We start from the raw sequence: 23,870 nt of genomic DNA on the forward strand, positions 1-23,870 counted from the left end.
CCGAATTGTTCCAGCGGAGTTTTTCCGTGGTAGCCAACATCGCCGCCCGCGACCTTCTGCAACCCTCGTTACTGGATCGTCTGACCGACGACGAGCCCGGCAACCTGCAGGAAGCCGCCGACAAACGCGTGCTGTCCTTGCAACAGCTCAAGGCATCGGTGCTGCGCGACCTGACCTGGCTGCTCAACACCACTTCGCTGCTCGACACCCAGGCGACCCTGAACACACCAGCCGGCGCCTCGGTGATCAACTACGGCCTGCCCGCCTTGGCCGGCAACAGTGCCTCGAATATCGACCTGTCCGCCCTGGAGCGCATCATCCACCAGGCCATCGCCACCTACGAACCACGCATTCTTGCCCACACCTTGAAAGTGCGGGCCCAGGCGGCACCTGGCGAGATGAACGCCAACGCCCTGAGCTTCGAGATCGAAGGCGACCTGTGGGCGCAACCGGCCGCCCTGCCCTTGCTGCTGCAGACTGACCTGGACCTGGAGTCGGGCCATGTGCGCGTGGCCCCCGCCGACCGCCGGAGACGTGCATGAACCCGCGCCTGCTCGAGCTGTACAACCAGGAGCTGCAGCACATCCGCGAAAGCGCGGCAGAGTTCGCCCAGGAATACCCAAAGATCGCCGGGCGCCTGACCCTGTCCGGCATCGACTGCGCCGACCCGTATGTCGAGCGGCTGCTGGAGGGTTTTGCCTACCTGACTGCGCGGGTGCAGTTGAAGCTCGACGCCGAATACCCGACCTTTACCCACAACCTGCTGGAAATCGCCTACCCGCACTACCTGGCGCCGACGCCGTCGATGACCGTGGTGCAGATGCAGACCGACCCCGACGAAGGCTCGCTCAGCGCCGGTTTCCAGCTGCCGCGGGGCAGCGTGCTGCGCGCCAACCTTGGCCGCGATACGCAGACGCCCTGTGAGTTTCGCAGCACCCAGGACGTCACCCTGTGGCCCCTGCAAGTGGCCCGCGCCGAGTACTTCGGCAACCCCGGCGCGGTGCTCGGCCGGCTTGCCAGCAGCGAGCCCAAGGCCCGCGCCGGGCTGCGCCTGACCCTGCGCAGCGGCGCTGAAGTGCCGTTCGCCAGCCTGCCATTGAAGCACCTGCCGCTGTACCTCAACGGCGCCGACGAAACGCCGTTTCGTCTTTACGAGCAACTGCTGGGCAATGCCTGCGCGGTGTTCGTTCGCCAGCCAGGGGCTGACTGGGTCGAGCGCATCCCCGTCGAGCAAGCCTTGCTACCCTGCGGCTTCGATGACCAGGAGGCGGCGCTGCCGGTGGTGCCCCAGGCGTTTCAGGGCTACCGCTTGTTGCAAGAATACTTCGCCCTGCCACAGCGCTTTTTGTTCGTCGATTTCGCCGGCCTGGAGCGCGCGGTCAAACGCTGCAGCGGCCAAGAGCTGGAGCTGCTGATCTTGTTCGAGCGCTTTGACCAGAGCCTGGAAAGCAGCGTCACGGCCAACCAGTTCGTGCCCTTCTGTACCCCGGCGATCAACCTGTTCCCGCGTCGAGTCGACCGTATTCACCTGAGCGACAAGGTCAACGAACACCATGTGATTGCCGACCGCACCCGGCCAACCGATTTCGAGATCCACTCGCTGCAACGGGTTACCGGCCATGGCACCGGCGCTGATCAAGAATTCCTGCCGTTCTACGCCGTACGCGATCCGTCGCGCTATGGCCGCGAGCAGTCCTACTACATCGTGCGCCGTGAGCCGCGCGTGCTGTCCAGCGAACAGCGGCGCAATGGCACCCGTTCGAGCTACATGGGCAGCGAGACCTTCGTCAGCCTGGTCGACGGCCAACAGGCGCCCTATCGCCACGACCTGCGCCAGCTGGGCATCAGCGCGCTGTGCAGTAACCGCGACCTGCCGCTGTTCATGAACATCGGCGACGGTCGTAGCGACTTCAGCCTGGCCGACAGCGCCCCGGTGTCGGCCGTGCGCTGCCTGGCCGGGCCGAGCCGCCCGCGCGCCAGCCACGCCCACGACAACCGCGCCTGGCGGCTGATCAGCCAGCTGTCGCTGAACTACCTGTCGCTGACCGAGCAAGGTCAGGGCGCAGCGGCCCTGCGCGAGTTGCTCCGGCTGTATGGCGACAGCCAGGACAGCGCGCTGCAATTGCAGATCGACGGCCTGCGCGAGGTCAGCAGCAAAGCCTGCACCCGGCGCCTGCCGATGCCCGGGCCGATCGTTTTCGGTCGTGGCCTGGAGATTACCCTGGCGTTCGACGAGAACGCCTTCCGCGGCACCGGGGTGTTTCTGCTCGGCGCGGTGTTCGAACGTTTCCTCACCCGTTACGTGTCCATCAACAGCTTCACCGAAACCGTGCTGCGCACCACTGAGCGCGGCGAGATCATGCGATGGAAAGCCAAGCCCGGACGCCGACCGACCCTGTGAACACGCTCGATGCCATGCAGGCCGAGCCCTGGGAGTACGATTTCTTCCAGGCCCTGCGCCGGCTCGAAGCAGAACACCCCGACCTGCCGCGCTTCGGTCATTCGCTGCGCCTGGCCGATGAGCCGGTGCGCCTTGGCCAGCGCCTGGACTGCGCGTTCGCCCCGGCAACCCTGGCCTCGGTAAGCCCGGCTGAAGAACAGCGGCCTGCGCGCCTCGAGCAGTTCTTCTTCGGCCTCGGCGGCCCCAACGGGCCACTGCCGCTGCACCTCACCGAGCACATGCGTGAACGCCAGCGCAATCACGCCGACCATACCAGCAAGCGCTTCCTGGATATCTTCCACCACCGCCTGCTGAGCCTGTTCTACCGGGCCTGGGCCGAGGCGCGGCCGACGGTCAGCCACGACCGCCCGGGGGATGACTACTGGGCCGCGCGCCTGGCCGCCCTGAGCGGCCGTGGCCTGCCGGCCCTGCAAGGCCAGGGGCCGTTGGCCGATACCGCCAAGCTGCATTTCTCCGGCCACCTGGCCGCGCAAACCCGCTACCCCGATGGCCTGTGCAGCATCCTGGCCAGTTACTTCGGCGTGCCGGTGAAACTTGAAGAGTACGTCGGCCAATGGCTTGAGCTGCCCGAGCGCAGCCAGCTCGGCGTGCGCGCCAATCGCCTGGGGGGGGATCTGTGCCTGGGCCGCTACGTCTGGGACCGCCAGCACAAGTTTCGCCTGTGCCTGGGCCCGCTGACCCTCGACCAGTACCACGCCCTGCTGCCCGGCGGCAGCGCATTCATCGAACTGGCCGCCTGGGTCGCTGAGTACCAGGGCCACGAGCTGGACTGGGATTTGAACCTGATTCTGCAACGCGAGCAGGTTCCCGCCCTGCAACTCAATGCAGGCCAACGCCTGGGCTTCGATACCTGGCTCGGCCAGCCAGCACGCGATGCCAACGATCTCAAGCTAGCCCGGTATTACGCCGAGCAGCCACTCACACCACCGGGTACAAGGAGTCAACAACATGGGTGAAATCAGCCGCGCCGCGCTGTTCGGCAAACTCAACAGCGTCGCCTACAAGGCGATCGAAGCCGCCACCGTGTTCTGCAAGCTGCGGGGTAATCCGTACGTGGAACTGGCGCACTGGCTGCACCAGTTGCTGCAACTCCAGGACTCGGACCTGCACCGCATCGTGCGCCAGTGCAACATCGAACCTGCGCGCCTGGCGCGGGATTTGACCGACGCGCTGGACCGCCTGCCACGCGGCTCGACCTCGATCACCGACCTGTCGTCGCAAGTCGAGGAAGCGGTCGAGCGCGGCTGGGTCTACGGCAGCCTGATGTTCGGCCAAAGCCAGGTGCGTACCGGCTACCTGTTGCTGGGCATCCTCAAGACACCAAGCCTGCGCAACGCCCTGCTGGGGCTGTCCAGCGAGTTCGCCAAGATCAAGGTCGAGGCCTTGAGCGAGCGTTTCGATGAGTATGTCGGCGACTCGCCCGAGAACAACCTGGGCGCCAGCGACGGCTTCACTGCCGCCGCTCCCGGCGAGGCCAGCGGCGCTGTGGCGCCCGCGGCAATGGGCAAGCAGGAAGCGCTCAAGCGCTTTACCGTCGACCTCACCGAGCAGGCCCGCAGCGGCAAGCTCGACCCCATCGTCGGCCGCGACGAAGAGATTCGCCAACTGGTCGACATCCTCATGCGCCGCCGGCAGAACAACCCGATCCTCACCGGTGAGGCTGGGGTTGGCAAAACGGCGGTGGTCGAAGGTTTCGCCCTGCGCATCGTGGCTGGCGACGTACCGCCAGCGCTCAAGGACGTCGAGCTGCGCAGCCTGGATGTTGGCCTGCTGCAGGCCGGCGCGAGCATGAAAGGCGAGTTCGAACAGCGCCTGCGCCAGGTGATCGAGGATGTCCAGGCCTCGCCCAAGCCGATCATCCTGTTCATCGATGAAGCGCACACCTTGGTCGGCGCAGGCGGCGCAGCCGGTACCGGGGATGCGGCCAACCTGCTCAAACCGGCACTGGCGCGCGGCAGCCTGCGCACCGTGGCCGCGACCACCTGGGCCGAGTACAAGAAGCACATCGAGAAAGACCCGGCCCTGACCCGCCGCTTCCAGGTAGTGCAAGTGGCCGAGCCGAGTGAAGACAAGGCGCTGCTGATGATGCGCGGCGTTGCCTCGACCATGGAAAAACATCATCAGGTGCAAATCCTCGACGAAGCCCTGGAGGCCGCGGTCAAGCTGTCGCACCGCTACATCCCGGCGCGTCAGTTGCCCGACAAGTCGGTCAGCCTGCTCGACACTGCCTGCGCACGCGTGGCGATCAGCTTGCATGCGGTCCCGGCCGAGGTCGACGACAGCCGCCGACGCATCGAGGCCCTGCAGGTAGAGCTGCAGATCATCGCCCGCGAAAGCGCCATCGGCGTCGACACTGCCCAGCGCCAGACCAAGGTCGAGGCCAGCCTGAGCGAAGAGCGCCAGCGCCTCACCGAGCTGGAAAGCCGTTGGGCCGAAGAAAAAGCCCTGGTCGATGAGCTGCTGGCCACTCGCGCGCAATTGCGCGAACACGTCGGCGTGGTCGATCAGGAGATCGACGTTCAGGGCAGCCATGCCCTGCGCGAGCAATTGATCGACCTGCAACAGCGCCTGAGCGCGCTGCAAGGCGAGTCACCGCTGATTCTGCCAACCGTGGACTACCAAGCGGTGGCTTCGGTGGTCGCGGACTGGACCGGCATTCCGGTCGGACGCATGGCGCGCAACGAAATCGAGACGGTGCTCAACCTCGACAGCCACCTGGCCAAGCGCATCATCGGCCAGGACCACGCCCTGCAAATGATCGCCAAGCGTATCCAGACCTCGCGCGCAGGCTTGGACAACCCGAACAAGCCGATTGGCGTATTCATGCTCGCCGGCACCTCTGGGGTAGGCAAGACCGAGACCGCCCTGGCCCTGGCCGAAGCGCTGTATGGCGGGGAGCAGAACCTGATCACCATCAACATGAGCGAGTTCCAGGAAGCCCACACCGTGTCGACCCTCAAGGGTGCGCCACCCGGCTATGTCGGCTACGGCGAAGGCGGGGTACTGACCGAGGCGGTGCGTCGTCGGCCGTACAGCGTGGTGCTGCTCGATGAGGTGGAAAAGGCCCACCCGGATGTGCACGAGATCTTCTTCCAGGTGTTCGACAAGGGCGTCATGGAGGATGGCGAAGGTCGCCAGATCGATTTTCGCAATACCCTGATCCTGCTCACCACCAACGCCGGCACCGAGCTGATCGCCAGCACCTGCAACGACCCGCAAGCGCTGCCCGATCCCGAGTCGGTCGCCAGCTCGTTGCGCAAGCCGTTGCTGGAAATCTTCCCGCCGGCGCTGCTCGGCCGGTTGGTGACCATCCCTTACTACCCGCTCAGCGACGCCATGCTCAAGGCCATCACTCGCCTGCAACTGGAGCGCATCCGCAAGCGCGTGGAGAACACCCACAAAGTCGGCTTCGCCTACGACGAAGGCGTGGTCGAGCTGATCGTCTCGCGCTGCACCGAGAGCGAAAGCGGCGGACGCATGATCGACGCGATCCTGACCAATGGCCTGCTGCCGGACATGAGCCGCGAGTTCCTCACGCGCCTGCTCGAAGGCAAGCCGCTGGCCAGCGTCAGCATCAGCCGCCGCGACAATGACCTGCACTACGACTTCAGTGCCGCCAGCTGACAGGACCTTTCATGCTGTTCAAGCAACTCACGCGCCTGGCGCAGATCAACAGCCCCCTGGGCCCGGACGTGCTGCTGCTCAGCGAGATGGGCGGCAGCGAAGAACTCGGCCGCCTGTTCGACTATGAGCTGCAACTGACCAGCGACGATCCGGCGATCGACCTCAACCAACTGCTCGGCAAGCCGATGAGCCTGTCGTTGCAGCTGAGCCTGGGTGGCTCGCGCTATTTCCATGGCATCGTCGCGCGCTGTAGCCAGTCGGTCGACCGTGGCCAGTTCGCCAGCTATCGGGTGACCCTGCGCCCGTGGCTGTGGCTGCTGACGCGCACCAGCGACTGCCGGATCTTCCAGCACCTGAGCGCGCCGCAGATCATCAAGCAGGTATTCCGCGACCTGGGTTTCTCCGACTTCGAGGACGCCCTGAGCCGCAGTTATCGCGAGCGCGAATACTGCGTGCAGTACCGCGAGACCAGCTTCGAGTTCGTCAGCCGGCTGATGGAGGAAGAAGGCATCTACTACTTCTTCCGCCACGAACAAGAGCGCCACGTGCTGGTGCTGGCCGACGCCTACGGCGCCCACCACAAGGCGCCGGGCTACGAGTCGGTGCCCTTCTATCCCCCGGATGGACAGCACCGCGAACGCGACCATATCAATGACTGGCACCTTGCCCAGGAAGTGCAGCCAGGCTCGCTCGAGCTCAACGACTACGACTTCCAGCGCCCCAGCGCGCGCATCGACGTGCGCTCGGCGATGCCACGCCCGCACCAGGCCGGCGACTATCCGCTGTTCGACTACCCCGGCGCCTACGAACAGTCGCAGGACGGCGAGCACTATGCGCGTACCCGCCTGGAGTCGCTGCAAAGCCTGCACGAGCGGGTCGAGCTGCGCGGCAACGCCCGCGGCCTGGGTAGCGGCCATCTGTTCAGCCTCAGCGGCTTTACCCGCCAGGACCAGAACCGCGAGTACCTGATCGTCTCTGCCCGTTACTACGTGGTCCAGGAGCGCCTGGAGACTGGCGGTGGCAGCGGCTCGGCGCAGTTCGAAAGCAACCTCAGCTGCATCGCTGCGCAGCAGAGCTATCGGCCGGTTTCGAGCACCTTGCGGCCGATCGTCAAAGGGCCGCAGACCGCCGTGGTAGTAGGCCCTGCCGGTGAGGAGATCTGGACCGACCAGTACGGCCGGGTCAAGGTGCATTTCCACTGGGACCGGCATGACCAATCCAACGAAAACAGCTCCTGCTGGATTCGTGTGTCCCAGGCCTGGGCCGGCAAGAACTGGGGTTCGATGCAGATCCCACGGATTGGCCAGGAGGTGATCGTCAGTTTCCTCGAAGGCGACCCTGACCGACCGATCATTACCGGGCGGGTCTACAACGCTGAACAAACGGTGCCTTACGACCTGCCCGGCAATGCCACCCAGAGCGGCATGAAGAGCCGTTCAAGCAAGGGCGGCAGCCCGGCCAACTTCAATGAAATCCGCATGGAAGACAAAAAGGGTGCCGAGCAGCTGTACGTGCATGCCGAGCGCAACATGGACACCGTGGTCGAGCAGAGCGAGACCCTTTCGGTAGGCATCAACCGCACCCAGAGCGTCGGCATGCTGGAGACCATCACCATCGGCCAGGACCGCTTGCGCGCAGTGCGCCGCGACGAGGTGCTGCTGGTCGGCGCGAGCAAGCGCGACAGCATCGGCAACAGCTACCTGCTGGAAGTGGGTGACAACCTGCGGCTGGTCTGCGGCAAGAGCGTGATCGAGCTCAATGCCAGTGGGCAGATCAACCTCAGCTGCGTGCAGTTCAGCTTCCACGCCAGCAAAGATGCCGAGATCAACACGGACGGCACCCTCGACCTGAACGTTGGCAGCGGTGCGCAAACCGCAGCGAATGAGCAAGGTGTGCAGAAAACCATCCAGGACTCGGTCAAGGCCATGTTCCCCGACTCCAGCAAGTAACGAGACGCCCAATGAGCTACCGCCTCAACGAATTCCGCTTCGCCCTGCCTGACGCCACTGTGCAGGACTCCACGATCAATATCCTGCGCTTCGAGGCCTTGGGCACCTCCTTGATCGTCAGCCGTAGCCTGTTGGCCGAGGGCGAGACCCTGCACAGCAACTTCGATGGTCAATTGCAGCGCCTGCAACAGCAGGTCAAGGACCTCAACTTCCAGCCCGCCCAGGCGGTGCGCGTAGGTGCCACAGGCATTGACGCGATCGAGCTGAGCAGCCAGTTCAGCAAGGGCCAGGAGAAGGTCTACCAGTACCAGCTGGCTTTTGTGCTGCCCGGCACTCGCCGGATGTTCGCGCTCAGCTACGTCAAGCCGCAGCCGCTGGGCGAAGCAGAGGCAGCGCATTGGCTGGCGATCAAACAATCGCTCGACTTCGACAACCTCGGCTGATCCCCTTCCATGTCTGACGCTCTGTGGGCGGCACGCGAAGGCGATGCCCTGTTGCACACCTCGATGATGGCCGACATCGTCGGCGGTGTGCTGGAAGTTGCTGCCACTGTGGCCATTGGCGCCCTGGCGACGGCAGCCGTCGCTGCGGCCCTGGGCATCACCGTAGCCACTGGCGGGCTGGGCTGCTTCGTGCTCGGCGCAGTGGTGGGCCTGGTGGTGGGCGTGGCCATGGCGGCGACTGGCGCCGACACTGGGCTCAGTCGATTATGTGAGGGTATCGGCAATTTTTTGTTTCCGCCCTCGGTGCAGGCGACCATCGCTTCAGGCTCCCCCGACACCAAGACCAACGGTAAACCGGCAGCCCGCGCAGCAGGTGTAGTTATCGCGCCCCCCGCGCCACTGGAAGGCGGCGCAGAGGGTGCCGATGAGCCTGAGGAAACCTTCCTGGACATGGCCAAGGGGTTCTTCTCGCAGATGTGGCGCCCCACCGTCGCCAGCCCCGCCGCCAACACCCAGGAAGCCAACGACGACAAGGTCGTGTGCAGCAAGCACCCGCCGATGCCGCCACAGTACCTTGCCGAAGGTTCGAGCAAGGTCTTGATCAACGGCCATCCGGCTGCGCGCAGTGGCGACCGCAGCACCTGTGAAGCGGTGATCGTCGACGGTGGGCTGGTGTCGAACAATGTGCGCATCGGCGGCGAGCCTATCGTGGTCCGCGAGATACGCAGCGGCAAGACGCCTGGGATCGGCCTGGCGATCACTGCCTTGATGCTTTTGCGCGGGCGCGGTGGCAAGTTCTACAGCCGGTTTGGCTGCATGCTGATCGGTGGCGTGAGCAGCTATGTCAGCGGCCAGGTCACCAGCGCCCTCACCTCTGCCATCGTCGGCTCGCCGAATCCGGTTCACGCGCCCACTGGCGCCAAGCTGCTCAACGGCGAAGAGGACCTGGACTTCAACCTGCCAGGCCCGATCCCGCTGCCCTGGCAGCGCTACTACAACAGCCGCGATGAACGCCGCGACGGGCTGTTTGGCCCCGGCTGGAGCGTGGCTTACGAAGTCTTCGTCGAGTTCAAGCGTGACGCGGGCACAGAACGCCTGCTGTTCACCGATGAGCAAGCCAGAGTCATCGACATGGGGCAGATCCCCAAGGGCGATGCGGTATTCAGTGCCAGTGAAGGCTTGAGCGTGCGTCACGCCCTCAATGGCGAACTGCTGATCGAAAGCCTGCAAGGGGTTTACCGGCTGTTCGAGCCTACGCCGGGCAACCCTGATCGCCTGCGCCTGAGCCAGCTGGGCGACCGCAACGACAACCGCCTCTACCTGGAATACGACGACCTCGGCCGTCTGGCACGCTTGCGCGACAGTAGCGGGCAGATCGAGATCCACTTGCGCTATTGCAGCCAGTGGCCCCAGCGGCTGCTCGCGGTTGATCGTCACTATCCTCAGGCAAATCAGCCCCAGCCCAGCCGGGAAACGCTGGTCAGCTACCGCTATGACGCCAACGGCAACCTGGCCCAGGTTGAAGACGCCCTGGCCCGCCCCACCCGACAGTTCGGCTACGATGGCGGCGCTCGCCTGACCCTGCACCAGACCTACGACGGCCTGCAGTGCTGCTATGAGTGGGCGAGTTTCGACGATGGCTGGCGGGTGGTCCGACACTGGACCAACGAAGGCGACGAGTATCGCTTCGAGTATGACCTTGGCGCGGGCATTACGCGTATCACCGATGGCCTGCAACGGGTCTCGACCCGTCGTTGGAACCCGCAGTACCAGGTCACCTCGTTCACCAATGCGCTGGGCGACACCTGGCACTTCGAGTGGAACGATGAGCGCCAACTGCTCGGCGCCCAGGCGCCCGATGGCGGCCAATGGCAGTACTTTTATGACGAGTCGGGCAACCTGGCCGAAAGCATCGACCCGCTTGGCCGCAGCGAGTCGTTTCAGTGGCTGGAGCACTGGGCCTTGCCGCGCGCGCGCACCGACAGGGCGGGCAATCGTTGGCAGTATCGCTATGACCCGCGTGGCAATCGCACCCGTGAGACCGACCCGCTGGGCCAGGTCACACGCTACCGCTACGACGCGCACGGCCAGGTCGTGGAAATCATCGATGCGGCAGGCAAGCACAAGCAACTGCACTGGAACCCACTGGGCCAACTCAAGCGCTATACCGACTGTTCTGCTGCAACAACCCGCTTCGACTACGATCACCGCGGCCACTTGCAGGTAGTGACCAATGCCTTGGGTGAATGCACTACCTATGAGCGGGATATCCGTGGCTACCTGACTGCCATCGTGCAGCCTGACGGTCGTCGGGAGCACTTCGAGCACGACGCCCTGGGCCGGCTGGTGCGCTACAGCGATACGGGCGGGCAGACCAGCCTCTACAGTTTCAATCGGCAAGGCAAAGCCTGGAAAAGCATCGACCCACTCGGTCACCAGGTGGAGTATCGCTACGATCCCTACGGTCGCTTGAGTGCCCTGAGCAATGCCAACGGCGAGCACTATCGGTTCAGCTGGGACCCGCTCGATCGCTTGATTGACCAGCAAGAGCTGGACGGCGGCGGACGCCGCTACCGCTATGACGCCACGGACAACCTGATCGCGCTGGAGTTTTACCCCTCGCCCGCGTTCGCCGAGGCGACCCCAGCGGCAATCGTCCATCAGTACACCCGCGATGCCGCTGGGCGAATGGTCGGCAAGACCACCGACGATGGTTTTACCGAGTATCGCTACGACGCGTTGGACCAACTGCTGGAAGTGCTCGGCACTGACCGCGACGGCAACACGCAACGGGTAGCGTTCGCCTATGACGCCTTGGGGCAAAACACCGAGGAACACACTGCAGGCGGGGTACTGAGGCGGGTCTACGATGAACTGGGCAATCCCCTGCAAACCCAGTTGCCTGACGGCCGCTGGCTCAATCGGCATTTCTACGGCAATGGCCATCTGCACCACATCAACCTCGATGGCCTGTTGCTCTGCGACTTCGAACGCGACCGCCTGCATCGCGAGACCTTGCGCGTGCAAGGTCGCCTGGCGACGCAAAGCGAGTACGACCGCAGCGGGCGGCTGCACAGACGCCAATCTCGCCAGCTCGACCAAGCCGCCCAGCTGCTGGCGCCGTTCCAGGACAGCTACCAGTGGAGCTTGGCCGATGATCTGGCGGGGCATTTCAGCCAGCAGCCCGGCCAACAGCATCAGCAGTGGCTACGCCACGATGCCGCCGGCCGGATAATCGCTCGTCAGGATGCTCACGATGGCACCCATGAAGCCTTCACCTACGATGCTGCCGCCAACCTGATAGACCCCGCGCAGGCGCCGGCCAAGCCGGTTCGCCATAATCGCCTGAGCCACTACCAGGACAAACGCTACCGCTATGACGCCTTCGGCCGCTTGCTGGAAAAACGCAGCCGTCGCTGGGGCACGCAGCATTTTCACTATGACGCCGAGCACCGCCTGATACGGGTCGACAGCCATCAGGCAGGGCGCGAACGCGTGCTGCGCATGCGCTATGACCCGCTGGGGCGCAGGCTGGAAAAAACCGAGTACGACGGCCAGGGTCAGCTGTTGAACCAGACCTGCTTCACCTGGGAGGGCCAGCGCTTGCTGAGCGAGCGACGCAATGGCCGCGCTAGCGTCTACGTCTATGCCAACGACGGCTTCGAGCCACTTGCGCGCATCGACGGCCAGGGCCAGACGCAGCAGGTCTGCCACTTCCACAACGACGTCAATGGCCTGCCGAACAAGCTGACCGACGACCAGGGCCAGTTGCTCTGGCAAGCAAGCTATCAGGTGTGGGGCAATACCTTGCGCGAGGAGCGCGAGGCGCGCTTCATCGACGAGCAGAATCTGCGCTTTCAGGGCCAATATCTTGATCGCGAAACTGGCCTGCACTACAACCTGCACCGTTACTACGACCCCGATATCGGGCGCTTCACCCAACCGGACCCGATTGGCCTGTACGGTGGCCTGAACCTGTATGCCTATGGGCCCAACCCGTTCACCTGGATCGACCCGCTCGGCCTGGATGGCATCTTCACCAGAACGGTGTTCGAGGCGCCTTCTGGCAATGTGCATACGGTCTATCAGCAGGAGATCGACTGGGACTTGAAGGTCAATACACGTAATGGCGTGAAAACCAACCGTCAGCTGGTGCTGGAAGAGCAGCGCAGCCCGATGATCGTCAAGAACGGCAAGTACGAGGTGGTCCACCTGCACCACTCCAAGCAGAATGGCATCGGATCCTTGTTCGAACTGTCGGCCGATACCCATAATCGGTTCCAAAAGAGCAAGGCGCTGCATCCGCACTTGCCCAATGCTCACCCACACAACCCGGTCAACCGTAGCGCGTTTGACATTGACCGTGAGGCATACTGGAAACAACGTGCCACTGCCTCCATTAAGGGCGGTGGCAAACCAAACCGATGTGGAGCCTGACATGCTTTCCGAAAAACTGATCAACCACTGCAAGACCAAAGGCTGGTGGTTCGATGATGCCTCTGAAGACTACCGCCAAGCGTTGCTTGGCCTTGGCCTCCCCATGGACTCTGATTTCGTGCGCTTCTTCCTGCATGCCGAAGACGGTCCGACCTTTCTCAGTCGTCATGTGGAGATGTTTCAGGTGGGCTGGTTCCTGGTGAACTCCAGCTATCTGGGTAGTATCAAGGCTGCCCATGAGATGGGGCTGCCAGAAGCATACCTGCCACTGGACGGGTTCCACTCCGAACACGGTTTCTTCTACAACCGCGATACAGGCGAAGTGCTTGAGCTGGAGGCCGGCCCGTTGCTGGTCGATTTCCTGGCAGGCAAGGTGAAACCTCAGTGGCCAGATTTCAACGCCTTCCTCGAATGGTATTTCGAACTGGATTGATCGCATTGCAGGTGGTCTTAGCGTAAGCAATCCGTTGAACACAAGCTGCGCGCGCGCAAGAGTCTTTTACCGAAACCCCTGGTTTTCCGCGCGCCTGCTTTGCCTATCCTAGGTCGGGTCATCCTGCCTGCGATGGACCCATGAAAGAGTCGCTCCCCAGCCGCTACGCCTGCCTGGCCGCCTGCCTGATCTTCACCTTTGCCAGTATCCCCTTGCTCGCCCAGCACAGCTGGCTGTGGCCGTTTTGCGTGATCACTGCCCTGCTCAGCCTGGTCGGCCTCAACGACCTGCGCCAGAGCCATCACGCGGTGCGGCGCAACTACCCGATCCTGGGCAACATCCGTTACCTGATCGAAACCATTCGCCCGGAAATCCGCCAGTACCTGATCGAAGGTGATGACGACAAGCTGCCGTTCTCCCGCGCGCAACGTTCACTGGTGTATGCCCGCGCCAAGAACGAGAGCGCCGAGAAAGCCTTTGGCACGCTCAATGACGTCTACAAGACCGGTTTCGAGTTCATCAGCCATTCGATGCTGCCGGTGCAAACGCCGGATCCGGCGTCGTTTCGCATCCGTATCGGCGGGCCGCAGTGCCTGCAACCCTATGCGGCATCGATCTTCAATATCTCGGCGATGAGCTTCGGCGCCCTTAGCGCCAACGCCATCGCCGCCCTGAACAAGGGCGCACGGCTGGGCCGCTTCGCCCATGACACCGGCGAAGGCAGTATCAGCCCCTACCATCGCGAGCACGGCGGCGACCTGATCTGGGAGATCGGCAGTGGCTACTTTGGCTGTCGCACCGACGAGGGCCGGTTCGATCCGCAGCGCTTTGCCGAGCAGGCGCGCGATGGGCAAGTGAAGATGATCGAGATCAAGCTCAGCCAAGGTGCCAAGCCTGGCCACGGCGGGATCTTGCCGGGGCATAAGGTCAGCCCGGAAATCGCCGCCACCCGTGGCGTGCGCGAAGGTGAGGACTGCATCTCGCCGGCCGCCCACAGCGCCTTCCGTACCCCGGTCGAGCTGCTGCGCTTCGTCGCGTTGCTGCGTGAGCTGTCTGGCGGCAAGCCGGTGGGCTTCAAGTTTTGCCTGGGGCATCCGTGGGAGTTCATGGCCATCGCCAAGGCCATGCTGGCCACCGGCATTACCCCGGACTTCATTGTCGTCGACGGCAAGGAAGGCGGCACGGGTGCGGCGCCGCGGGAGTTTTCCGACAATATCGGCGTACCGCTGCGGGAGGGCTTGATGTTCGTGCACAACACCCTGGTCGGCTTGAACCTGCGTGATCGGGTACGCATCGGCGCGGCGGGCAAGCTGGTCAGCGCATTCGATATCGCCAGCGTATTGGCCATTGGCGCCGACTGGGTCAACTCGGCGCGCGGCTTCATGTTCGCCATTGGCTGCATTCAGTCGCAAAGTTGCCATACCAACAAATGCCCGACTGGCGTGGCGACCCAGGATCCTCTGCGCCAGCGTGCGCTAGTGGTGCCGGAGAAGGCCGAGCGCGTGGCCAGCTTCCATCGCAACACCTTGCATGCCCTGGCCGAGATGCTCGCCGCCGCAGGGTTGGAGCATCCCTCTGAGCTCAAGCCCAAGCACCTGGCGCGGCGTATCAGCCCCAGTGAAATTGGCCTGTTCTCGCAGCTGCATACCTTCCTCAAGCCAGGCGAATTGCTCAGTGGCTCGATCGAAAGTGAGTTCTATGCGCGGATGTGGCGGATGGCGCGCAGTGACAGCTTTGCGCCAGAGACGGGAGAGAGTGAAAAAGCGCCAGCCGTGGCTACGGTACGCCGCAAACAAACAGCCCCGGCATAGGCCGGGGCTGTTTGAGACGCCAAGTCAGGATCAGAAGATGCTGATCGGGTACTCGACGAATACGCGGACTTCGTTGCCGTCGTCGTTGTAGCCGTTTTGCTGAACGGCGTTGTTGGTACGCACGAACGAGCTACGCAGCTTGATCGACAGGTCCTTGGCCGGGCCGTCTTGAACGACGTAACGGAGCTGGTTGAAGATCTCGCGCTCTTTACCCTCGCCGTAGCCTTGTGGGGCACCGACTTTACGGGTGTTGATGTTGTCACCAACAACGTAGGCAACCTTGTAGGTCAGGCCCGGTACGCCGAAGGCGCCGAAGTCCAGGCCATAGCCCAGCTGCCAGGAACGCTCGTCTTCAGCGTTGAAGTCAGACCAGTAGGAGTTGGCCAGGTAGATGGTCGAACCACCGTCACCCACGCCGCCATCGTTCTGGTACCAGCCGTAGTTGTAGCCGGTGCTGCCGGTGCTGCGCTGGTGCGCCAGGGTGAACGAGTGCGGACCGTAGGCGTAGGTAGCAGCCAGGCTCCAGATGGTGTTGGAGTCGCCATTGAGCTTGGCGGCGCGCACGTACTTGTTGTCGATGTCCGACTTGTAGCCGTTGAAGTCCAGGGTCAGCGACTGGTCAGCGGCAATCGGGAAGACGTAGTTCAAGCCCAGGTAGTGCTTCTTCATCACGTCTTCGTTGTCTGCGGTGTACAGCGAAGCGGTGAAGTTGTCGGTAACTTTGTAGCTACCACCGAGCACGTTGATCGACTTGAGGCCGCCGCCGTCACGGCGCTCGGCGCTCTTGCGCGCTTCCTGGGTGAAGCGACCGGCGTTCAGCTCCAGGCCTTCGATCTCCTTGGAGGTGATCAGGGTACCGGTGAAGCTTTCTGGCAGCAGACGGGCATCGTCGTATTGCAGAACCGGTAGGGCTGGCATCTGGTCACCGTACTTGAGCACAGTGTTGGAGATGCGGAACTTCACGGCCGCGCCAGCGCGGGCCAGGTTGTGCGGCGCGTTGGTTTTCTCGCCATCGAAGGTGGGGTCGGAGCGCTTGAAGAAGTCGACGCCGCCACCCTGGTTGCGACCTTTACCACCGTCCAGACGCACGGCGTACAGGCCGAAGGCGTCAACGCCTACACCGACGGTGCCTTGGGTGAAGCCGGAGGAGAAGTTGGCGATGAACGCTTGGCCCCATTGGGACTGATCGTTGGTGCCGTGTTTCTTGTCACGATTGATGAAAGCGTTACGCAGGAGAACGTTTGCGTGGCTGTCTTCAATGAAGCCCTTGCTTTCGGCCTGCTCGTTGGCCTGAGCCTGGGTCGCGGCGATCATCGCCAACGCGACCAGGCTGATCCTGGTTTTCAACATGTTATTTTCCTTATTTCTTAATCAAAAACGCTCTGCATTTTGACGCCAGGAACCAACGCCCCTTCGTAGGTTCGACGCTATGCGGATCCAACTGGAAGGCCCCACCGATACTTGCCTGGCGGGCCTTGTGCAGCTGCATGGCCAAGTCATGGCCGGCAGGCGTTGGCCGAATCCTATCCGCCTGCGCTTGAGGATGTCAAAAAATCGTGAAATGCAGGTCGATATAACCAAAATCACGCTTAGGTCTGGTGCATTTCAATGCATATCTGTCATTGCCTGGGGCAATCTGTCTCTTGTGCTGACATCCTGCCTGTGGTCTGGCATTTACAAACTGATACATATGTAAAGACGAGTCTTTACAAATACCCAAGCACGAGTAAATAGCACGCATTATCATCCGCACCCTTTTTCCAATTACTGCCTTTTGCGGATGTTCCCATGCGTGCTGCCTGCCGCCTTTCTCCTGTAACCCTCGGCCTGTCGCTGCTGTGCAGCGCAGGCGTTGCCCATGCTGCTACCACTACCCTGCCGGAGTTGTCGGTCACCGCCGACAGTGAACGCGAGCGTGATAACCCCCGGGTCAAAGAGGTGAGCACCGCGACCCGCACCTCGACCCCGGTGCGTTACGTGCCGCAGGCGATCGACACCCTCAAGACGCAAAATGTGCTGGACTACGGCAGCAGTTCGCTGGGCAAGGCACTCGAAGGCATCCCCAACGTCAGCAGCAGCGCCGACACGCGCTTCGACAGCGTGCGAATCCGCGGCTTCGATAGCAGCAACGACTTCTATCTCGATGGCGTGCGCGACGACAGCCAGTACATTCGCGACCTGCACAACATCGAGCGGGTCGATGTGCTCAAGGGTCCAGCGGCAGTGCTGTATGGCCGGGGCAGCCAGGGCGGTATCGTCAACCGGGTGAGCAAGGTGCCAGAACATGGCCGCCGCTCGAGCATTGAGGTCCAAGGCGGCAGCGAGGACCTGCGCAGCCTGTACGCCGACCTCAGCGCCGACCCTAGCGATAACATCAGCCTGCGCCTGAACCTGGGCAACCAGGACAACAACAGTTTCCGCGACGGTATCGACGGCAGCCGCCAGCTGTTCGCCCCCTCCATGAGCTGGCAGCTGAGCGAAGATCTCAACTGGCTGGTGCAGTACGAGTACAGCCGCTTCAACCGCACACCTGACCGCGGCATCCCGGGTGTCAATGGACGCCCGGCCGACGTTGGCCGCGACACCACCTATGGCGACACCCAGCGCGATTTCATCGACGACAAGAGCCAGTCGCTGCGCTCGCGCCTGAACTACCAGCTCAGCGACGCCTGGCAGCTGCGCCATACCCTGAGCCTGTTCCAGCTCGACAGTGGTTTCGACAACACCTACGTGACCGCCTACAACGCCAGCAACAACACCGTCACTCGCCAGCGTTGGCAGCAGGACCTGAAGACCCGCAACCTGTTCAACAACCTCGAGGCCGAAGGCAACTTCGCCACCTGGAGCCTGGAGCACAAGCTGCTGGTGGGCCTTGAGTTCGGTCATCAGCGCCGCGATCCTTTGCTGTACACCGCCGCAAAGCCTAAGGACGGCGGCACCCTGGTTCCGAGCCTGGACCTGAACAACCCCGACCGTAACCTGCAACACAACGGCCGCATGGTGGTGTCGAGCAACAACCACAGCGTGGTCGACAGCCGCGGCCTGTACTTGCAGGACCAGATCCGCCTGAACGATCAGTGGCAGATCCTCGCTGGCGTGCGCTTCGATCAGTTCGAGGTGGAGACGACCAACCAGATTCGCAACCTGAGCGAAAAACAGGACAGCAACACCACCAGCCCCCGTCTGGGCGTGGTGTATTCGCCATGGCAAGACCATTCGTTCTATGCGTCCTGGAGCAAGACCTTCTCGCCGGTTGGCGGCGGGCTGATCGGCATCACCCCAGGTGCGCCTGGAAATGCCAACGACACCGGGCCAGAGCTCAGCCGGCAGAAGGAAATCGGCGTCAAGAGCGACTGGCTGGATGACCGCCTGACCACCACCCTCGCCATCTATGAACTGGAACTGTACAACCGCCGCACCCGCGACGCGAACAACCCAGAGCTGATTCAACTGAGCGGCCTGCAACGGTCGCGTGGTATCGAGCTGACCGCCACCGGCAATATCGTTGGCAACTGGTACGTGCGCGGCGGGATCGGTATCCAGGACGCGATCATCGTCGAGGACAACAACGGCCAGGAGGGCAACCGGATCAATGACGTGGCCAAGCGTAACGGCAGCCTGTTCATCACCTGGAAGCCAGAGTTGGGCTGGTACGCAGAAACCGGCCTGACCCTGGTGGGCGAGCGTTATGCCGATAACCAGAACACCACGGTGTTGCCGGGCTATGGCCGCTGGGATGCACTGGCAGGGTTCCGTACACGCGACTGGGATGTGCGCGCGGCGTTGAACAATATTGCCGACAAGACCTACTACGCCTCGGCGACCAGTGCGGCGCAGATTCAGGTGGGCGATCCGCGCAGCCTGGTGGTGACCGGTACGTACAACTTCTAAATTTGCAGGGTGCTTACCGGCCGCTACTGTTCACTGTTAGACCTGTTTCGTCTGTTTTGGGGCCGCTTTGCGGCCCCAAACTCTCAAGTGAACAGCACTCCTGTAGGCACGGCCGTGCAACTGACACCCACAAACAAAAACGCCACCGCATGATCGCGGTGGCGTTTTTCATTCATCCGTAAGTACTACCCGGTCAATGCCAGACAGCCATCAGAGCCTCAAGCTCTGCTTCACTGATCAAGCCTTGCGGATAGCGCCCATCCAGCAGACGTCGCGGGTCGGTCGTCCTGACCCGTTTGCTTCCATGGTGTCTCAACCACTGCGTCAATATTTTGAGCGATTCGTGATTCACTGCCGATGGGGGCAAAGCCGACTCACTTGCTGCATTCATCTCTACACAAACTCCCTGGGCCCGTGAGCGGCTAACTTACGTGGGTTTTGTTACAGATCGGAGTAGTCCTATCTGTTTGAAACACAATGGAAAACAATACAAAACGTATGCCATTCCCGGCGCCAGCCGTCGCACCAACAAAAAGGCCCGTCATCGAGACGGGCCTTTTCATTTGCCAGGAGGTTAGCGCTTGATCGGCGCCGGTTGCTGCTGGGTCAGGCAGTGGATATTGCCACCGCCCAGGAGCAACTCACGACCCGGGATCATCACCACTTCATGATTAGGGAAGACCTTGGCCAGAATCGCTCTAGCTTCAGCATCTGCCGGATCGTCGAAGCTCGGCGCGATGATCCCGCCATTGACGATCAGGAAGTTCACATAGGAGCCAGCCAGGCGCACCGATGGATCACGCTCCTGGCTGCCGGCGACCTGATCGACCCCGGCGCACTCTTCTTGCGTCGCGAACAGTGGTCCAGGAATGGGCATCTTGTGCACCACGAACTCGCGCCCTTTGGCATCACGGGTGTTTTTCAGCACCTCGAAGGCCGCGTGGCAGCGGGCGTAGTTGGGGTCGTTGGAATCATCGGTCCAGGCCAGTAACACTTCACCTGGGGCGACGTAACAGCAGAAGTTGTCGACGTGGCCGTCAGTCTCATCGTTGTACAAGCCATCTGGCAGCCAGACGATGGTATCGACCGCCAACTGCTCGCGCAGGATCTGCTCGATCTGCTCGCGGTCCAGGTGTGGATTGCGGTTGCGATTGAGCAGGCATTCCTCGGTGGTGATCAGGGTGCCTTCACCGTCGACGTGGATCGAGCCGCCTTCGAGCACGAAACCTTCGGTCTGATAGCGCTGGCAGCGCTCCATTTCCAGCACCTTGGCGGCCAGCTCTTCATCGCGGTTCCACGGCGCGTAGAGGCCGCCGTCGAAGCCGCCCCAGGCGTTGAAGCCCCAATCCACACCGCGCACTTCGCCGTGGTCATTGATGACGAAGGTTGGGCCGGTGTCGCGCACCCAGGCATCGTCGTTGCTGATTTCCACCACACGTATGTTCGGCACGTCGAGCTGGCGCCGAGCGTTCTCGTATTGGCCGGCGGAAACGCCGACGGTCACCGGCTCGAAGCGGGCAATGGCCTTGGCCAGGGTGACATGCGCAGCCTGTGCTGGCTTGCCGCCCAGGCGCCAGTTGTCAGGGCGCTCCGGCCAGACCATCCAGACCTGGGTCTGCGGCGCCCATTCGGCTGGCATGTGGAAGCCGTCGGCACGCGGGGTCGAATTGAGGGTTTTCATCAGTAACCTCTGGAAAAACTGTCGGAGGGTCTGGGTCGCGCTGCGGCCCGAGGGTCAATGACCCGCATTTATATCCGATAAATATCGGCTTTAAAAGCGATCAAAGAGACCGTTTAGATATAAAAAGCTCGATCAAATCGATATGAATCGATTTGATCGAGCCATTCGCCCGCTGTTAGAGACCTTCAGCCAAGATCCTATCCACGCAATCGACGAAGTAATCCACACTGGCCCGCGTGGTGCACATCGGCGGCTTGATCTTGAGGATGTTCAAGTAATCGCCGGTTGGCTGCATGAAGATGCCCAGATCGCGCAGGCGATTGCACAGGGTCATGGTCTCTTCACTGGCCGGTTCCAGGGTGTCGCTATCGCGTACCAGTTCCAACCCCAGGTAGAAACCCGAACCATGGGCGGCGCCGGCCAGCGGATGTTTATCGACCAAAGCCTGCAGACGCGCCTTGAAGTAGGCGCCGACCTCACGGGTGTTCTGCCACAGGCCCTCGTCGTGCATCACGTCCAGCACTGCCAGGCCGATCCGGCAACTGACGGGGCTGCCGCCTGCGGAGGAGAAGAAGTAGCCCTCGGCTTCCAGCGCCTCGGCGATTTCACGGCGAGTGATCACCGCGCCCAGCGGCTGGCCGTTGCCCATGCCCTTGGCCATGGTGATGATGTCCGGGACCACGCCCTGCTCCTCGAAACCCCAGAAGTACTCGCCCAAGCGGCCGTAGCCGACCTGTACCTCATCGGCGATGCACACCCCGCCCCGGGCGCGCACCTTGGCGTAGGCATCGCGCAGATAGCCTGCCGGCAGCGAAATACCCCCGGCGTTGCCGTACACCGGCTCGCAGATCATGCCGGCCAGCTGGCGCCCGCGCGCGTCGAGGTCGGCAAGTTTGGCGTCGACGTCACGCAGGTAGTCGCCAGCGCTGTCCGGCCCGCGATAACGGCCACGGAAGGTGTTCGGCGCCTCGACCGGGTGGACCCAATCCGGCCGGGTTTCCAGCGCTTGCGGGTTATCGGCGATGGAGGTGGAAATAGCATCGGTGGCCACCGACCAGCCGTGATAGGCCTCCAGCACGCTGAGCAGGTCGCGCCCGCCGCTGTAGGCCCAGGCCAGGCGAATTGCCAGGTCGTTGGCCTCGGTGCCGCTGTTGACCAGAAACACCCGGTCAAAGCCAGGTGGCGCCATGGCCAGCAGGCGCTCGGAGAACTCGGCGATGGCCGCGTAGTGAAAGCGCGAGTTGGTATTGAGCAGCGACCACTGGCGCGCCGACTCTGCGGCCATGCGTGGGTGACCATGGCCGAGCACCGCCACGTTATTGAGCATGTCCAGGTACGAGCGGCCATGCATGTCGATCAGGTAGTTGCGCCAGCCCCGCTCGATATGCGGCGGCTGGGCATAGTAGTGCTTCTGCGAGCGAGCAAAGCTGGCGTCGCGACGGGCCAGCAGCGCTTGGGCGTCGGGCAATGGCTCGGCATCGCAGGCAAAGCCGAGCAAAGGCTGCGGCGACGGGCACAGGGCCAACCAGGCGGCGGCTGCGGACGGCTTGGCGAAGAACGGCGGCTGCAGCGCATGGTCGCGACACAGCTGCACACTCAAAAAGCCACAAGCCGTACCCAGCGTCTGCCCCTGGGTCACAGCCTGACCATCGGCCGGGGTGTCTTCCAGGCCCTTGAGCCACAGACTCCAATCGGCCGTGCGCAAGCGTCCACGACCCTCGCCAGTGCGCTGCCAGATGCCGTCCTGCGGGGCTTGCACCACACTGCCAGCTGGCACTTTCAACTCCACGCCGAGTGCGCAGGTGGCGGGCTCGTCCGGCCGATCGATATGGGTCTGCGACAAGCGATACTGGCCATGCAGGCTGCATGCAGCGCCGAGCTGCGCGGCCAGTACGGCCTGGTCAAAGCCGGCATGCTCCCAGTTACCCGCCTCGCAATGCGGGCTGAGCACGCCAAGATCGACCCTGGTCACCGCCTGACCTGCCAGCTCCGGCAGCAAAGGCGCGCAGCCAGATAGCTGCACGGGCGGCAACTGGCGACCGGCGGCTTGCACAATCGCCGCTTCCATCAGCGCCGCGGGCACAGCATTGGCGGTGTCGAAGATTTGCCATTCATGGGCGATGTTGTCGCGGGTGTACTGGTTGTCCGGATCGACCGCCAACTGCTGTTCACTGCTCAGCACCAACACCGCGGCGCGCATCCGTACCAGAGGCCAGAGGGCACGCAACTCTGCATCACTGAGCGGATTGACCGCCTGATAAGCGCTGACCGCTGGCAGGATGCGCAGCGGATCGCCCTCGGCATGGTGCAGCAACGCCGCACAGGTCACCGATAGATCGGCAATGCGCCAGGTACGCAGCAGGTCGCCGAAATCGATCACTCCTTGCAACTGCCATTGGCGCTGGGCGTCGCGGCTCCAGACCACGTTGTCGTCGGTGATATCCAGATGCACGGCCTGGGTCGGCAGTTGATCGACCAGGGTTGCCAAGGTTTGCCCGGCTTCACTCGCCACCCGTGCGACCTGCTCGCGGCGGGTTTCATCACGCAACACTGGCAGCAGATGCGCGATCAGTGCCTGGGCATGGCGCGGGTCCCACTGCAAGGTGCGCTCAAGCCCCGGATGGTCGAAGTCGGCCAGGGCCTGGTCGACCCGGGCACAGAGTGCGCCGAGCTCGGCCATCAGCCTGGCTGGCAGGTGCTTGAGGCGGGTCAACGGCTGGCCTTCGATGTAGTCGAGCAGGCGCACGCGCAGCGGTTGGCCTTCGCTGTCCAGCGCCAGCAAGGCTGAACCATTGCGCGCGGGACGCACCACCGGCACCGGCAAGCCCTGCTCACCCAGGTAGGCCAGGGCGGCATGCTGGGCCTGCAACTCGACCTCGGCATAACTGCCATGGCACACCTTGAGCACGTAGCGTGCGTGACCGCTGTCGACGCGGAAATTCAGGTCCTGCTGGCTACCCAATGATTGCAGGCTGCCCTCAAGGTCGTAGTGCGCCCTCAGCAAGGCATGCGCCTGGGCTTCGCTCAGCGAAGGACTGGGCTGGCTGGAACGTTGAATCAGGGTGCTGAGGGGCATGTGCAAGTGACCTCGGTTTTTTTGTCGCTTATATCGCCACTGCTGCGGGCGATATTCAAGAGGC

13 protein-coding genes are annotated in these 23,870 nt (G+C 63.0%); 10 read left to right on the plus strand and 3 right to left on the minus strand.

Going from position 1 to position 23,870, the window contains the following annotated elements:
* Positions 1 to 26 precede the first annotated feature (26 nt).
* The 9 genes from tssE (at position 27) to HU737_RS21230 (ending at position 15,158) form a co-directional block, all read left to right on the plus strand.
* A complete protein-coding gene (gene tssE, locus HU737_RS21190; RefSeq protein ID WP_186552836.1) occupies positions 27 to 542 on the plus strand; it encodes a type VI secretion system baseplate subunit TssE in 516 nt (171 codons plus the stop codon).
* Positions 539 to 2,401 (plus strand): type VI secretion system baseplate subunit TssF, encoded by a 1,863-nt coding sequence (gene tssF, locus HU737_RS21195; RefSeq protein ID WP_186552837.1) that lies wholly within the window; start codon positions 539 to 541, stop codon positions 2,399 to 2,401. The genes tssE and tssF overlap by 4 nt, the downstream gene beginning before the upstream one ends.
* Complete coding sequence (tssG, locus tag HU737_RS21200) at positions 2,365 to 3,417, plus strand: type VI secretion system baseplate subunit TssG (RefSeq protein WP_186552838.1); 1,053 nt, start codon at positions 2,365 to 2,367, stop codon at positions 3,415 to 3,417. The genes tssF and tssG overlap by 37 nt, the downstream gene beginning before the upstream one ends.
* Positions 3,410 to 6,085, plus strand: a complete 2,676-nt coding sequence (gene tssH, locus HU737_RS21205) for a type VI secretion system ATPase TssH (RefSeq protein ID WP_186552839.1) — start codon at positions 3,410 to 3,412, stop codon at positions 6,083 to 6,085. Before tssG ends, tssH begins: the two co-directional genes overlap by 8 nt.
* Positions 6,086 to 6,096: 11 nt before the next feature.
* Positions 6,097 to 8,034, plus strand: a complete 1,938-nt coding sequence (locus tag HU737_RS21210; RefSeq protein WP_186552840.1) for a type VI secretion system Vgr family protein — start codon at positions 6,097 to 6,099, stop codon at positions 8,032 to 8,034.
* Between the two features lie 11 nt (positions 8,035 to 8,045).
* Positions 8,046 to 8,477 (plus strand): DcrB-related protein, encoded by a 432-nt coding sequence (locus HU737_RS21215; protein ID WP_186552841.1) that lies wholly within the window; start codon positions 8,046 to 8,048, stop codon positions 8,475 to 8,477.
* Positions 8,478 to 8,486: 9 nt separating this feature from the next.
* Positions 8,487 to 12,914 carry an RHS repeat-associated core domain-containing protein gene (locus HU737_RS21220; protein WP_186552842.1) on the plus strand — a complete coding sequence of 1,476 codons (4,428 nt, stop codon included), beginning with the start codon at positions 8,487 to 8,489 and terminating at the stop codon, positions 12,912 to 12,914.
* 1 nt (position 12,915) lies between these two features.
* Complete coding sequence (locus HU737_RS21225) at positions 12,916 to 13,347, plus strand: hypothetical protein (RefSeq protein ID WP_186552843.1); 432 nt, start codon at positions 12,916 to 12,918, stop codon at positions 13,345 to 13,347.
* A gap of 140 nt (positions 13,348 to 13,487) precedes the next feature.
* Entirely contained in the window at positions 13,488 to 15,158 is a 1,671-nt protein-coding gene (locus HU737_RS21230) for an FMN-binding glutamate synthase family protein (protein ID WP_186552844.1), read from the plus strand.
* Positions 15,159 to 15,188: 30 nt separating this feature from the next.
* On the opposite strand, the gene HU737_RS21235 is transcribed toward HU737_RS21230, so the two are convergent.
* Positions 15,189 to 16,508 (minus strand): OprD family porin, encoded by a 1,320-nt coding sequence (locus HU737_RS21235; RefSeq protein ID WP_186552845.1) that lies wholly within the window; start codon positions 16,506 to 16,508, stop codon positions 15,189 to 15,191.
* 438 nt (positions 16,509 to 16,946) lie between these two features.
* On the opposite strand from HU737_RS21235, the gene HU737_RS21240 reads away from it, so the two are divergent.
* Positions 16,947 to 19,049 carry a TonB-dependent receptor gene (locus HU737_RS21240; RefSeq protein ID WP_186552846.1) on the plus strand — a complete coding sequence of 701 codons (2,103 nt, stop codon included), beginning with the start codon at positions 16,947 to 16,949 and terminating at the stop codon, positions 19,047 to 19,049.
* 574 nt (positions 19,050 to 19,623) lie between these two features.
* On the opposite strand, the gene aguA is transcribed toward HU737_RS21240, so the two are convergent.
* Together aguA and HU737_RS21250 are read right to left on the minus strand one after the other, a co-directional pair.
* Positions 19,624 to 20,730, minus strand: a complete 1,107-nt coding sequence (gene aguA / locus HU737_RS21245) for an agmatine deiminase (RefSeq protein WP_186552847.1) — start codon at positions 20,728 to 20,730, stop codon at positions 19,624 to 19,626.
* 175 nt (positions 20,731 to 20,905) lie between these two features.
* Positions 20,906 to 23,806, minus strand: a complete 2,901-nt coding sequence (locus tag HU737_RS21250; RefSeq protein ID WP_186552848.1) for an aminotransferase — start codon at positions 23,804 to 23,806, stop codon at positions 20,906 to 20,908.
* Between the last annotated feature and the right edge of the window lie 64 nt (positions 23,807 to 23,870).

This window comes from Pseudomonas urmiensis (genome assembly GCF_014268815.2).
Classification (GTDB): Bacteria; Pseudomonadota; Gammaproteobacteria; order Pseudomonadales; family Pseudomonadaceae; genus Aquipseudomonas; species Aquipseudomonas urmiensis.